This window comes from Streptomyces sp. NBC_01429 (genome assembly GCF_036231945.1).
Classification (GTDB): Bacteria; Actinomycetota; Actinomycetes; order Streptomycetales; family Streptomycetaceae; genus Streptomyces.
Genome location: NZ_CP109599.1, coordinates 7,772,886 through 7,786,046, shown reverse-complemented (window position 1 = coordinate 7,786,046; position 13,161 = coordinate 7,772,886). Strand labels below are relative to the sequence as shown.

At 73.0% G+C, this 13,161-nt stretch carries 9 protein-coding genes; 4 read left to right on the top strand and 5 right to left on the bottom strand.

All coding sequences use genetic code 11. The features are described 5' to 3' along the window. Positions 1-614 precede the first annotated feature (614 nt). The 4 genes from OG627_RS33870 to OG627_RS33855 all read left to right on the top strand — a co-directional run bounded on the left by OG627_RS33870 (position 615) and on the right by OG627_RS33855 (position 7,716). Complete coding sequence (locus OG627_RS33870) at positions 615-4,031, top strand: polymorphic toxin type 17 domain-containing protein (RefSeq protein WP_329071751.1); 3,417 nt, start codon at positions 615-617, stop codon at positions 4,029-4,031. Next, positions 4,031-4,486, top strand: a complete 456-nt coding sequence (locus OG627_RS33865; protein WP_329071749.1) for a hypothetical protein — start codon at positions 4,031-4,033, stop codon at positions 4,484-4,486. The genes OG627_RS33870 and OG627_RS33865 overlap by 1 nt, the downstream gene beginning before the upstream one ends. Before the next feature lie 205 nt (positions 4,487-4,691). Further along, a complete protein-coding gene (locus tag OG627_RS33860) occupies positions 4,692-5,918 on the top strand; it encodes an FAD-dependent oxidoreductase (RefSeq protein ID WP_329071747.1) in 1,227 nt (408 codons plus the stop codon). 247 nt (positions 5,919-6,165) lie between these two features. Next, positions 6,166-7,716, top strand: a complete 1,551-nt coding sequence (locus OG627_RS33855) for an FAD-dependent oxidoreductase (RefSeq protein ID WP_329071746.1) — start codon at positions 6,166-6,168, stop codon at positions 7,714-7,716. Positions 7,717-7,851: 135 nt separating this feature from the next. On the opposite strand, the gene OG627_RS33850 is transcribed toward OG627_RS33855, so the two are convergent. The 5 genes from OG627_RS33850 to OG627_RS33830 form a co-directional block, all read right to left on the bottom strand. Next, positions 7,852-8,835 (bottom strand): DUF5914 domain-containing protein, encoded by a 984-nt coding sequence (locus OG627_RS33850; RefSeq protein WP_443073591.1) that lies wholly within the window; start codon positions 8,833-8,835, stop codon positions 7,852-7,854. Between the two features lie 2 nt (positions 8,836-8,837). Next, entirely contained in the window at positions 8,838-9,017 is a 180-nt protein-coding gene (locus tag OG627_RS33845) for a hypothetical protein (protein ID WP_329073224.1), read from the bottom strand. Positions 9,018-9,071: 54 nt separating this feature from the next. Next, positions 9,072-10,085, bottom strand: coding sequence for a phytoene/squalene synthase family protein (locus OG627_RS33840; RefSeq protein WP_329071744.1), 1,014 nt, complete (start codon positions 10,083-10,085; stop codon positions 9,072-9,074). After that, the gene (gene crtI / locus OG627_RS33835; protein ID WP_329071742.1) at positions 10,082-11,614 is read right to left on the bottom strand and encodes a phytoene desaturase family protein; all 1,533 of its coding nucleotides are present in this window, start codon (positions 11,612-11,614) and stop codon (positions 10,082-10,084) included. The genes OG627_RS33840 and crtI overlap by 4 nt, the downstream gene beginning before the upstream one ends. Positions 11,615-11,709: 95 nt before the next feature. Continuing rightward, positions 11,710-12,762 carry a polyprenyl synthetase family protein gene (locus OG627_RS33830; protein ID WP_329071740.1) on the bottom strand — a complete coding sequence of 351 codons (1,053 nt, stop codon included), beginning with the start codon at positions 12,760-12,762 and terminating at the stop codon, positions 11,710-11,712. Positions 12,763-13,161 lie beyond the last annotated feature (399 nt).

Sequence of the window (13,161 nt, the reverse complement as noted above, 5' to 3'; positions counted from 1 at the left end):
ACAGAACTCGCTGCCAGGGTGAGCGAAATAAAGGAACGGGTCTTCACGGCTTCGTCAACCTCTCATAGTCGAAAGCATAATGAGACGTCGCGTACGAGCAGGCGCAGTTGTGCACCGCTCGACGAAAACCGAGACCGCACCCCCCCCAGCACGTGACATAGCCTCCGCATGCCGACTTCGCACACGGGACCGAATATTCATATCACTCCGAAGAGGTTCCCCCCAGCCCCTTAACGCCTTCTTCGCGCCCGCAGTTGGGCGACATTCGGCGCGCGGATCCGACGGACGTTTTCCGACTCGACCTCATCACGGCCTTTGCTGAGCGAATTTACCGCCGTGTCTCGTCCGAGCCCGACCACAGGCCCCGAGGAGCTGCGAGCTACCAACCAGCTACTGTACGTCAACTCGGCTTCGCGCGGCGGTAGATGCGGAACGTGTGCACTTGTGAAGTCTCGCCCGATCTCCACCACGGCATGCCATCATGCGGCGACGTCATGGACACGTCGTCGACAACCCCACCGGAGCGCAGAGGCTGTTGACGATGGGCCAATGAGGAGGGGGACATGGGTAGATCCGGACGGACAAGTCGGGTGATAGCGCCGAGTGGCCTCGCGATGCGAGCCGCGACGGTCGGTGTCACCGCACTGGCTCTCGTCGCCGGAACGGTCGGCACCGCGACAGCCGCCTCGCACGCGACTCCACGTAGTACAACCAGCGCACTGAGCGAGCGCGCGCAGGTGCTCGGCATCTGGAAGGGAGGCGGCGAATCCACCAGACAAGCCGCCGAGAGGGCTCTCGCGGGAACCGACGCGGAGGTTCACGAATTCCTCGTGTCCGGCATGAAGACGGTCGCCGAGGAGGACGATCGGCTCGCCGTGCTGAAAATGCTCAACGGTGCCGGACCGGGGGTCCGCGCGGAAGCACAGCAGGCGATGTCCGGCACACCCGAGGACATCGGCGCATTTCTCGCTGGCGGCTGGCAGGCGCCTTACGGGGACGATCAGCGCGCGGACGTACTGCGCGTGATGAATGCCGGTGACCGCGCCGTGCGGACCGCCGGCCAGACGGCCCTCGACGCCAATACGCAAGGGGCACTCGCCGAATTCCTCGCCGAAGGGCAATACACCGCCCGCGAGGAGGACGAGCGAGTACAGACCCTCACCATCATGCGGCTCGGTGGTCCACAGGTGAAGGCCGCCGGGCAGACCGCGCTCGGCGGATCCGCCGCGGACGTGCACGAGTTCATCGTGACCGGGCAGAACCTGGCGCGGGCCCGCGACCAGGAGACACTGACCGTCAAGGCGCTGGCCGAGCTGGCCAGGCGCGCGGGCCAGAAGGCCAAGTCGGAGACGGAGAAGGCCAAGGAGACCTCGGCCAAGGCCGTCTCAGCGGCCAGGCTCGCCAAGGAAGCAGCCGAGCGGGCCGCGAAGGAGACCGCCGCGGCCAAGGCGGACGCGGGGCGTGCGTCCAAGGCCGCCGGCCGCGCCGCCGACGCCGCCGACGCCGCGGCCGATGCCGCCAGCACCGCGATCCGGGCCTCCAACGAGGCGACCTCCGCGGCCCGTACGGCGGCGAGCGCCGCCTCCGCTGCGGCCGCCGCCGCAGCCGCCGCCGGTCAGGCCGCGGCCCAGGCCTACAACTCCGCCACCGCCGCGTCCAAGGACGCCGGACAGGCCGCTGCCGCGCGAAGGGCCGCCCAGGACGCGCGCGACGCGGCGGCCGAGGCCCGTACCGCCGCCGACGCCGTACTCAGCGCGCTGACCGCCGTACTCGAGGCGGTCAACTCCGCGCAGGCGGCGGCCAGTGCCGGTCAGCACGCGGCAGCGGCCGCCACCGCGGCCGCCGAGGCCGGTGCTCAGTCCAATGTCGCCGCTTCCGAGTCCCGCAGGGCCGCCGACGCCGCCGCCCGCGCCCGCCGCGCCGCCGCGACCGCGACCAGCGCCGCCAACCGCGCGGAATCCCTCGCCAACAAGGCGGCAACGGCCGCACGCGCGGCCCGCACCGCCGCCAACTCGGCAGCCGATCACGCGGAGGCAGCGGCCAAGGCCGCCGACGAGGCCGCCAAGTACGCCGGCCAGTCGAAGGATTACGCCAACCAGTCCAGCAAGCACGCGACGGCGGCCCTCGCCGCCGCGAAGATCGCCACCGACGCGATCGACAAGGCCCGTGATGTCGAGGCCACCGCACGCGAGGCCGAGGCCGCGCAACTGAAGAACGATCAGGACACGTCCGTCCAGGTCGCCGAGGAGATCAAGAAGCGGGAGGACGCGCGGAAGGCCGGTGAGTCCACCGCGGTGGCCGAGGCCGACCGACGCAACTCCGAGACCAAGAGGCTTCTCACCGAGGCGGCCGTCGAGGGCATCGAACCGTCCGTCGCCGCGACCAAGGGCCGCGCGGCCGCGATCCACATCCTGAGCATCGGCGGCCCTTGGTCCGAGAAAGCGGCGGAGGCCGCGCTGAGCGGCACGGACGCCGACGTTCTCTCGTGGATCCGAACCGGATACTCCATCGCCGTCGAACAGGACGACCGGGCGCGGGCCGAGCATCTGAAGAGCACCGGCCCGGCCGCGGTCAAGGCCGCGGCCGAGAGGGCGCTGGCCGGGACGCACACCGACGTCGTGGAGTTCCTGGAGAGGGGCCAGCACACCGTCCAGGCCGACGACTACCGTGTCAAGGTCCTCGAACTGGCAGCGAAAGGCGGTCCCGGCGTCAAGCGGGACGCCAACGCCGCGCTCGACAAGGGCACCACGGACGCGCTGCGGCAGTTCCTGGAGAAGGGGCAGTACACCGCCCGCGAGGAGGATGACCGGGCCGACACCCTGAAGATCCTCCAGACCGGTGGCCCGCAGACCAAGGCCGCTGCCCAGGTCGCGCTGGCCGGACCGGACCGGATGCTGCGCGACTTCGTGGCCACTGTGCAGTACAGGACGGCCCAGCAGGACTTCGAGCAGGCCGCTCATGTCGCCGGGGTGCGCAAGCTGATCGCCGAGGGCGCCCGCGCAGCGGCCACCGCCAACCAGAACGCCGCGCAGGCCGCCGAGGCGGCGGCGAGAGCCGTCAACGCCGCCACCGAGGCGGCCGGTTACGCCGAGGACGCGCGCACGTCGGCCACCCGGGCGGCCGGTTACGCGACGGACGCCAAGAAGTCCGCGGACGAGGCCGACGCCTCGGCCAAGCGGGCCCGGACCTCCGCCGACCAGGCCAAGGGCGCCGCCGCCACCGCCAACCAGGCGGCTGCCGCCGCGGGTGAGTCCGCCCACCAGGCTGCCGCCTCGGCGCTGCGCAGCGCGCTGGACAAGCTGATCGAGGACCTGAGGGAGCAGGGCGAGGAAGCGAGCCCGGTCGAGGGCGACGGCCAGAGCGACTATCCGGTCTCGGACGAGGACCTGGTCGGTGAGGGCGGCCTGTCCGCCGCGGACAAGGCCAAGCTGGTACTGGACATCACCGGGATGTTCGACCCTACGCCCATCAGTGACGGCGGCTCCGGTCTGATCAGCCTCTTCCAGGGCGACTGGGGAGGCGCGGGACTCTCCCTCGCTGCCTTCGTGCCGTACATCGGCGACGCGCTCGCCAAGCCGGCGAAATTCGCCAAGTACCTGGAGAAGTTCGAGCACCTCGCCAAGTACGTCGACGATCTCGAATGGGTCGGCAACGCGGCCAAGAGCATGAAGCACCTCTCGCCCGACCAGTGGGGCGAGGCGCTCACGAAGATCAACAAGCTGGCCGGCGACTCGGGCAAGGCGTACAAGAACAAGAACTGGCTCGCCACCGCCAAGAAGTACGACCTGCCCACCGACGGCCCGATCCCCTACGTCCCGCCCAAGGGCTGGGACCCCAAGAAGCCCCAGGTCCGGGGCGGCGGGTTCCCCGACAAGTACGGCAACATCTGGACCCGGGCCAAGGACGGCAAGGACGAGTGGGACGTTCAGATTCCCAAGGGCAAGGGCTTCGAGACGTTCGCGGGCAGCAAGAATCAGGGCAAGGACTATTCTCACGCCAACATCTCGAAGAAGGGATACGTGACCCACTGATGCGGTTCTCCCCGGACGATGTGGTTCTCCGCGTCCATCTCAACCTGGAGCGAGTGCACACCGCCGAAGCGGCACTGCGCGCGTGGCTGCCGCTGGTCGCCGAACTCCACCCCCTGGCAATGGAGTTCGAGGCGGCTGAGCCGTCCGGCCTGCGCCGGGGCTTCATGGCCGACCTGCTCGTGGTCGTTCCTCGTACGGATGGGGAGAACACCGGGGATCAGCTGCTGGCCTCGGTGGCGCCGATCATCGAACGGCTGGGCCTGGACGTGAAGCGGTTCGAGGTGGACGACGCCGGCACGGGCGGTCAGGTGTCGGTGCGGGACGAACACACCACCGGGAAGGACGCGGGTAAGTTCCACGGGGCGTACCTCCTCTTCGCCATGATCGGCGCGGATCCTCTGAACCCCGACGGGGACGAGACGGACTACCACGACGCGGGCGAAGACCTGCTTTGAGCGGTGGGCGGTCAAGCCCTGGGCGGCCAGGACTGACGGCTCCATCGGCCCGTTCCCGGTACTGGTCGCTGCCGCCGGCAGCAACCAGTACCGGTCAGCAGTCCGCACCGCACCGCTCCCCCGACGCCCCCCGACCCCGGGTCCGGCTCGCGCCACTATCACCCATTCTGCGAAACCGGTCTCCCCGGATGCGACAGTGACCGGTATGGCAGAGGACGACGTACCAGGGACGCCCGGTGAGCCGGTCGGAATTGCCGTGGTGGGGGCCGGGGCCGCGGGGTTGTCCCTGGCGCACTGGCTGGCGCGGCGCGGCGATCCCGGGATGCCCACCGTCGCGCTGGTGGAGCCGGCCGCGGCGGAGCAGGCGATCGCGCCGCGTACGTGGTGCTGGTGGGAGCCGCAGGGCGGACCGTACGACGCGGTGGTGCACCGGTCCTGGGAGCGGGTGCGGGTGTACGGCCGGGACGGGGCGAGGTACGAGATTCCGCTGGGTGGCCTGCGCTACAAGATGCTGCGGTCGGCCGATCTGGCCGCCCTGGTGGCGCGGGACGCCGCTCGCACCCCCGGCCTGCGCCGGATCACCGGAACGGTCACCGCCATCAGGGACGGTCGCCGGGCGGCGGAACTCGATCTGGACACACCCCAGGGCCTGCTGCGGCTGCGCGCCGACTGGGTCTTCGACTCACGTCCGCTTCGCCGGCTTCCCCCCGCCCGCACCACGCTGCTCCAGCACTTCCGCGGCTGGTTCGTCCGCAGTGGCACCCCCGCGTTCGACCCGTCCGCAGCGGTGCTGATGGACTTCCGGGTGCCGCAGCCGCCCCGCGGGGCGGCCTTCGGCTATCTGCTGCCGCTGAGCGAACACGAGGCGTTGGTCGAGTACACCGGGTTCTCCCGCGAGCCGCTGACCACACGGCAGTACGACACCGCTCTGACCCACTACACCGGGCAGGTACTGGGGCTGGGCGCACCGCGGACGGGGTTCGAGGTGACCGGTACCGAGCAGGGGGTCATTCCGATGACCGACGCGCGGTTCGAACGCCGTGCCGGGGAGCGGGTCTTCCGGATCGGTACGGCGGGTGGTGCGACCCGCCCCTCCACCGGCTACACCTTCGCCACCGTCCAGCGCCAGAGCGAGGCCGTGGCCGATGCCCTGCTCGCGGGGCGGAATCCGCTGCCGCCGCGACCGCACCGGGCCCGGCACCTGGCGATGGACGCCGCGCTGCTGCGGGCGCTGGACACGGGACGGATCGATGGCGCCGCCTTCTTCGAGCAGTTGTTCCAGCGAAATCCGGCCGCCCGGCTGCTGCGCTTCCTCGACGGGCGCTCCTCATTGCGGGAGGAGATCGCGGTCGGCCTGTTGTCACCGGTGCTGCCGATGGCGCTGAGCTGCCTGGAACTGCCGCTGCGCCGCCGTCGGCCGGTCGGCGGCTGAAGCCGGATCAGGGCGTGCACGCGGTGTCGCCGGTCGGGGCGGGACCGGGTCGGCGCGTCCGGGTCCTGGCTTCCGCGGGGCGCGGTAGCGTCCCAGCGGGCACCGGGGGTCGCGAACCGAGAGAAGGCGCAACGATGACTCTGCTTCAGGGGCTCGGGCCCGAAGACCTGCCCGGCTTCCTGGTCCCGTCGATGACCGGGTGGCGGCGCGGCGTGGTGAGCACCACCGCTCGGCTTGAGGCGTTCGCGTGAACCGGGGCACGGTGGGCGGGAGTGCGAGGCGGGGGCGGGACCGGAGGGCGGTCCGCCACCCGGCGGCCGTCGGCCTCGACCGGGTGGCGGGCCCCACGCCGTCGGTCGCGGTGATCGGTGGCGGGATCGCGGGGCTGGCCGCGGCCACCGGGCTGGCGGAGCGCGGCGTGGCTGTGCATCTGTTTGAACGTCAGGAGCGGCTGGGCGGGCGGCTCGCCGGGTGGACCACCACGCTGGCGGACGGCAGTACGGTGACGATGAGCCGTGGCTTCCACGCCTTCTTCCGCCAGTACTACAACCTGCGGGGTCTGTTGCGCCGGGTGGATCCCGCGCTCGGCATGCTCACGGGTCTTCCCGACTATCCGCTCCAGCGCTCCGGCGGGGCCAGGGACAGCTTCCGGCATGTGCCGCGCACACCGCCGTGGAGCGCGCTGGGCTTCGTGGCGTTGAGTCCCACCTTCGGCTGGCGCGATCTGCTGGCGATGAACCCGCGCGCGGCGCTGCCGCTGCTCGATGTGGCGGTGCCGGAGGTCTACGAGGAACTCGACGGTGTCGGCGCGGTGGAGTTCCTGCGTTCGGTACGGTTCCCGGAGGCGGCCCAGCACCTGGCGTTCGAGGTGTTCTCCCGCAGCTTTTTCGCGGACCCGGCCGAGTTGTCGGCGGCGGAGTTGCTCCTGATGTTCCACATCTACTTCCTCGGTTCGGCCGAGGGGCTGTTGTTCGACGTGCCCGCCGAGCCGTTCCCCCAAGCGCTGTGGGAGCCGCTCGGGGCCTACCTGGCCGGCCACGGGGTGCGGGCGCGCACCGGTGTCGGGGTGCGCGCGGTGTGTCCGGAGGACGACGGCTTCGCTGTGGAGCCGGAGGACGGGGCGCGGGAGCACTTCGACGCGGTGGTGCTGGCACTCGACAGCGGCGGGCTGCGGGCGCTGGTGGCGGGGTCGCCGGAGCTGGTCGACGCGCCGTGGCGGGAGCGGATCGCGGGTCTGCGCCAGGCCCCGCCGTTCCTGGTGTCGCGGTGGTGGCTGGACCGGCCGGTCGCGGCGGACCGTCCCGGCTTCCTGGGGACCAGCGGGTACGGACCGCTGGACAATGTCAGTGTGCTGGAGCGCTGGGAGGGGGAGGCGGCCCGCTGGTGCGCGCGCCATGGCGGCTCGGTGGTGGAACTGCACGCCTACGCGGTCGATCCCGGCGCCGACCGCGAAGCGGTGCAGCGGGCTCTGCGCGAGGAGTTGGTCCGCGTCTATCCGGAGACCGGGGCCGCCGGGGCCGTGGACCAGCGCCACGTGTGGCGGGCCGACTGTCCGATGTTCCCGGTCGGTGGCTACGGGCAGCGGCCGACGGTGACGACCGGTCACCCGAGGCTGGTGCTGGCCGGCGACATGGTGCGCGGCGGCCTGCCGGTGGCCCTGATGGAGCGTGCCGCGACCACCGGCTTCCAGGCTTCCAACGCCCTGCTCGCGAGTTGGGGGGTGCGTGGCCAGACGTTGTGGACCGTGCCCGACGGCGGGCGTTCCGCCGCGTTGCGGGCGCTGTCCCGGCTGCGCTGAGCGGCCCAGGGCCCGGCTGACCGTATCCCGCCCGGCACACGGCACCGGGCACCTGGAACGCGGCGCCTGGCGCCTGGAACGCGGACGCCGCGAGCCCCGCCCTCCGGACCGACGGCGCTATGTGTCGGACATGCCTCAGCCCGGCAGGCCGCCGGTGCTGCGCAGCTGCCAGCGGCGTTCGGCGTAGGCGATGTCGTCGCGCCACAGCCGGCCGGCCGTGCGGCGGATGGCCGGTCGCAGCAGGGGTGCGGCGCGGCGGGCCAGGCCGAACCCCGGGCGCGCCGAGTGGGCGGCGACGAGTTCGACCACGGCGGTGCGCGGCCGTCCGGACGCGTCCGGGCCCAGCGGCGTGGCATGCGTCTCCACCACGCTGGTCACCCCCTCGCCCTCGATGACGTGCATCACCACCGTGCGCGGGCCGGGTGCGGTGAAGGCGGCCCGCACCGGCACCCCCAACCGTCCGCGCAGCCGGAAGGCGACCTGCACCACGAAGCGGTCCGCCGCCGGATCCGCGTCAACCTGCCCGGTGGGGGCGGCCGGTGACTCGATCACGGTGAGATCGGCGAAGGCGTACGGGTGGAACCAGGCGCCGTGCCAGGGGTCGAGGCGGTTGGCGATGATGTCCTCCGGCTCGCAGATCCCGATCGCGGTGGCCACGGCGGACAGCGAACCGGACGGATCAGGCCGGGCGGGCAGCACCGGCGCGGGCAGCGGGGCCTCACCGCCCACGGCATCCAGGCGTACCCAGGCCAGTTCGCCGTCGTCGTGGGCCGGGAAGGGGTCCCAGCCGGGGAAGCCCTCAGGGCCGAGCGCCAGGCCGTGCCAGTGGCAGACGAGCCGGTCCCCGACCTGCGGGCTGCGGCAGAGCGGGGCGCCCAGGTGCGGGCACGCGCCCGGGGCCGCGTGCAGCGTGCCCGCGCCGTCCCGCCAGGCGACGACCTCGCGACCGGCGACGGTACGCCCCAGCGGCGCCCCGGCGCGGATCTGGCCCGAGGCGGCGAGCACGTACCAGTTGCCGGACGGACGGGCGAGGGCCCGCTTCAGGGCTCCCTCGATGACGGCGGGCCGGGCGTCTCGCCAAGTGGGCCGCTGGTCGGCCCACTTGGCGCCGCCGATCACACTCAGCGGGAACCGGCGCCGGAACGGCCCCGGGCGGGCGCCGCCGGGCTGGTCACGCCGGTCGGGTCGGTCACGCCGGTCGAATCGATCGCGCCGGTCGGGTCGGTCGGGTCCGTCGGGTCGGTCACGCCGGTCGAATCGATCGCGCCGGTCGGGTCGGTCGGGTCCGTCGGGTCGATCACGCCGGTCGGGTCCGTCGGGTCGGTCAGTCATGTCGGTACGGTCGCGCCGGGGACTCATCCGGGGTGCTCCTCGGCGATCGGCGCCGCCTTCTCGCACGCCCCGGGCCACGGCGGGACCGGGCGCGCCGCCAGACGGTGCCGGGTCCGGGCCGCGGTGACCCGTAGCAGCCCCGCCAGGGCCACCGTGGCCCGCCGGTGTTCGGGCACGGCGACCCTGCGCCGCAGTACCGGCGCGTAGCCCGCGGCCTCGATCCGGTCGAGGATGCCGCTGTACAGCACCAGCGCGGTGCTCACGCAGGGGCGGGAGACGGCGGCGAGCATGGGGACCCCGAGGGCGGCGTGCCGGTAGATGCCGCGGTTGAAGGCGACCAGTTCGCGCAGGGCCTCGACGACGCGCCCGTCCCGCTCACCGGTCCTGCGGCACCGGGCGAGCAGCTCGTGGTCCACCCCATGCGCGGCGAGGCGGTCGGCGGGCAGGTAGACACGTCCGCGCTCCAGGTCCTCGCCGACGTCCCGCAGGAAGTTGGTGAGCTGGAAGGCGACTCCCAGCGAGGCGGCGTGCGGGGCCGCCTCGGCCCGGGGTGCGCAGGTCCCGAGTACGGGCAGCACCTGGAGGCCGATCACCGCGGCCGAGCCCCGGACATAGCGGGCCAGGTCGTCCCAGGTGGCGTAGTCCGTGGTGTCCAGGTCCATCCGTATCGAGGCCATGAAGTCCGTGAAGTGCCGGTGCTCGATGCCGTAGCGCTCGGCCGTGTCGGCCAGGGCGGCGACCACGGGGTGGCTGCTGCGGCCGGTGGACAGCCCGGTCGCCAGATCCGCCTGGAGCCGGTCCAGGGCTCGGGCCTTCTCCGCCACCGGGGCCCGGTTCCCGAGGTCGTCGACGATGTCGTCGGCCCAGCGCGCGAAGCCGTACAGGGCGTGCACGGCGGGCCGGCGATCCGCGGTGAGCAGCCGGGTCGCCAGGAAGTAGGTGCGGCCGTGCCGGGCGTTGAGTTCGCGGCAGCTCAGGTACGCGGCCCGGAGGCGGGGGTCGGTGATGCCGGCCGCGGCCAGTTCCCGTGCGGTCACAGGGCGGCTCCGGTGAGGCCGGCGGCGGACGTGCGACGTCGGACAGGACGGGCCGCACCGGTGATCCGGGCCGCCGCGAGCTTGCCGGACAGCAGCACGGTGGGCACGCCCACCCCGGGTACCGTGCCGCAGCCGGCCAGGACCGCGTTGGGCGCCCCGGCCACCAGGTTGCGGGAGCGGAACGGCCCGGTCTGGGCGAAGGTGTGCGCGGCGGAGAAGGGGCTGCCGGCGGCGTGGCCCTGCCCGGCCCAGTCGGCCGGGGTGACGACGCGCTCGCACTCCACCGACGCGTCGAAGCCGGTCAGGCCCCGCTGCTCCAGTTCGGCGACGATCCGGTCCCGGTAGCGCGGACCCACCTCGGACCAGTCCATCGGTCCGCGCTCCAGATTGGGGCAGGGGGCCAGCACATAGTGCAGATGGCGGTCGGGCGGAGCCAGCGCGGGGTCGGTGGCGGTGGGACGGGTGATCAGCAGCGAGGGATCGCTCATCAGGCTGCCGGTGCGGGTGAGCTCGTCGAAGGTGCTCTCCCAGGCCCGGCCGAAGGAGATGGTGTGGTGGGCCAGTCGGGACCAGGTCCGGGTGGTCCCGGCGTGCAGGACGAAGGCGGACGGCGACCAGGTCAGCGGCACCGCACGGCGCGGCGTCCGGCCGAGCAGCCGGTGCACCAGCGGCAGGTCGGGCGTGAGCACCACGGCGTCGCAGGCGATGCGCTCGCCGAGGGCCGTGTGCACGGCGGTGATCCGGCCTCCGCCGCCGCGCTCCAGACTCCGCACCTCGGTGCTGAGCCGCAGGTCCGCTCCGGCGTCCGTGGCGGCCGCCGCCAGAGCGCGCGGCACCGCGTGCATGCCACCGCGCGGGAAGTGGACACCGGCCACGGTGTCCATGTACGCGATCACCGCGTACGCGGCCAGAGCCCGAGCGGGCGCCACCCCGGCGTACAGGGCCTGGAAGGAGAAGACCCGTTGCAGCCGCTCGTCCTGGAGGAACCTGCCGATGCGCGGGCCCAGCCGCCCGAATCCGCCGAGGGCGGCCAGCCGTGCCAGGTCGGGGCCCAGCAGACCGAGCGGGGAGTCGAAGTTGACGTCGATGAAACTGCGCATCTGCACCCGGTGGAGAGCGGTGAGCCAGGAGCGCAGCCGCCGGTACCCGGCCGCCTGCGCCGGGCCGGCGAACCGCTCCACCTCGGCCTCCATGGCCTCCGGTTCGGTGTGTACGTCCAGGCTGCTGCCGTCCGCGAAGGAGGCCCGGTAGGCGGGGTGCAGCGCGACCAGTTCGAGGCGCTCGGCCACCGAGCCGCCGACCGCGGCCAGTGCCTCGTCCAGCAGATGGGGCATCGTCAGTACGGTGGGACCGGTGTCCATGCGATAGCCACCCGTTCGGGTGAAGCCCGCCCGGCCGCCCACGTGGTCCGCGCGCTCCAGCACGGTGACACGTCGTTCCGCGCCGAGCAGGTGCAGCGCGGCGGCCAGTCCCGACAGGCCGGCGCCGACGACCACGACATGGTCGGTGGGCCCGGGGATCGTCCTCATGGATCCTGCTTTCCTCACGTTGGAAGGGGTTCGGCGGAAGGGAGTTGACGGAAGTGGTAGACGGAAGAGGTCGGCGGAAGGGGCGCGTGTCCGGCTCATGGCACGGACACCTGGGCAGCCAGCAGTTCGAGGGCGGAGACCGCGTCCGGATCGAGTCCGGCGCCGCTCAGCAGCCCGACGCCCTCCTGGACCATCCGGGCGATGCGCTGTTCTACCGCCCGGTCCGCGCCCAGGCCGACCAGCACGGCACGCACCCGGTCGACGCTCCGCTCGGAGGAATCCCGCTCGTCCCCCAGGCGCAGCAGCACGTGCTCGGCGACCGTGTCACCACGGATCCGGGCCCGGCTCAGGGCCAGGTTGACCAGATAGGTGCGCTTGCCCTCGCGGATGTCGTCACCGCACGGCTTCCCCGTGGCCTCGGGGTCGCCGAAGACGCCCAGCAGGTCGTCGCGCAGCTGGAACGCGACGCCGACCCGCAGGCCGAACCCCCTCAGCGCGGCCAGCGCCGGTCCGTCGGCGCCCGCGGCGGCCGCACCGAGGTGCAGCGGGCGCTCGACGGTGTACCTCGCGGTCTTCAGCTCGGCCATCCGCAGCGAGGCGAGAACCGACTGCGACCGGCCCGCCTGTAGTTCCAGGTCGAGCTGCTGGCCGGCGACCATCTCGGTGCGCATCGCCCGCCACGAGCCGTCGGCCCGGCGGCGGGCGGCCGGGTCAAGCCGTACCTCACGGTAGAGATCCTCGGCCCAGACCAGTGCGAGGTCTCCGGCCAGCAGCGCCCGGGCCGTCCCGTAGGCGGGGCGGTCACCGTGCAGGGCCCGCTCCCGGTGATGGGCCGCGAACTGCTCGTGCAGGGTGGGCTCCCCACGGCGGGTGCGCGAGCCGTCCATGATGTCGTCGTGCACCAGCGCGCAGACCTGCAACAGTTCCAGGGCCGCTCCCAGCACGGCGGCCGGACGGGCCCGGCGGCCCTCCTTCGCTCCGCCGGCGGCACGCCAGCCCAGCACGGCGCACCGGGCCCGCATCCGCTGCCCTCCGCGCAGGGCGAGCCGTGCCAGCGGCTCCGCGAGGAGCCGGTCGGCGCCGGCGTCGATGGCCTTCAGCTCCTGGCGCCGTGCGTTCAGCCAACGCCCCAGCTCGGCCTCGACCATGACGGCGACATCGGAGTGCGCCGGATCGGAACCGGCCGCGGCCCGGAGCGCGGGAACCGCGGTCGCGGGCGGAGGAGTAGGAGCGGACGGGCGTGCTCCGGACGCCAGGGAGCGAGCTTCCCCTCCGTGGAGAGGTGCGGCGGTGACGCGCCCCGGAGCGAAGGCAGGCTCTCGCATGTCCTCATCGTTACCCGGGGCCGGGTCGGGGGCCGGATCGGAGGCGGCCAGAAGAACCAACGCGGTCCACGAGCGGAGCCATTCGGCGCAGTCCGCCGCCGACGGGGGCGCTCCCCGGCTGCCGGAGCCGGTGCGGCGCTCGCGGACGCTCGGCGTGGACAACGGCATCTGCCCCGGCCCGGAGCGCGGGCGCGGGGCCGCACCGCGTCGTAGGGTGCGCCC

What these genes read in the sequence shown, in the direction of transcription:
- OG627_RS33865 (WP_329071749.1), top strand. Translation starts at nt 4,031, where the DNA reads ATGCGGTTCTCCCCGGACGATGTGGTTCTCCGCGTCCATCTCAACCTG.
- OG627_RS33860 (WP_329071747.1), top strand. Translation starts at nt 4,692, where the DNA reads ATGGCAGAGGACGACGTACCAGGGACGCCCGGTGAGCCGGTCGGAATT.
- OG627_RS33830 (WP_329071740.1), bottom strand. Translation starts at nt 12,762, where the DNA reads ATGGTCGAGGCCGAGCTGGGGCGTTGGCTGAACGCACGGCGCCAGGAG.
- OG627_RS33870 (WP_329071751.1), top strand. Translation starts at nt 615, where the DNA reads ATGCGAGCCGCGACGGTCGGTGTCACCGCACTGGCTCTCGTCGCCGGA.
- crtI (WP_329071742.1), bottom strand. Translation starts at nt 11,614, where the DNA reads ATGAGGACGATCCCCGGGCCCACCGACCATGTCGTGGTCGTCGGCGCC.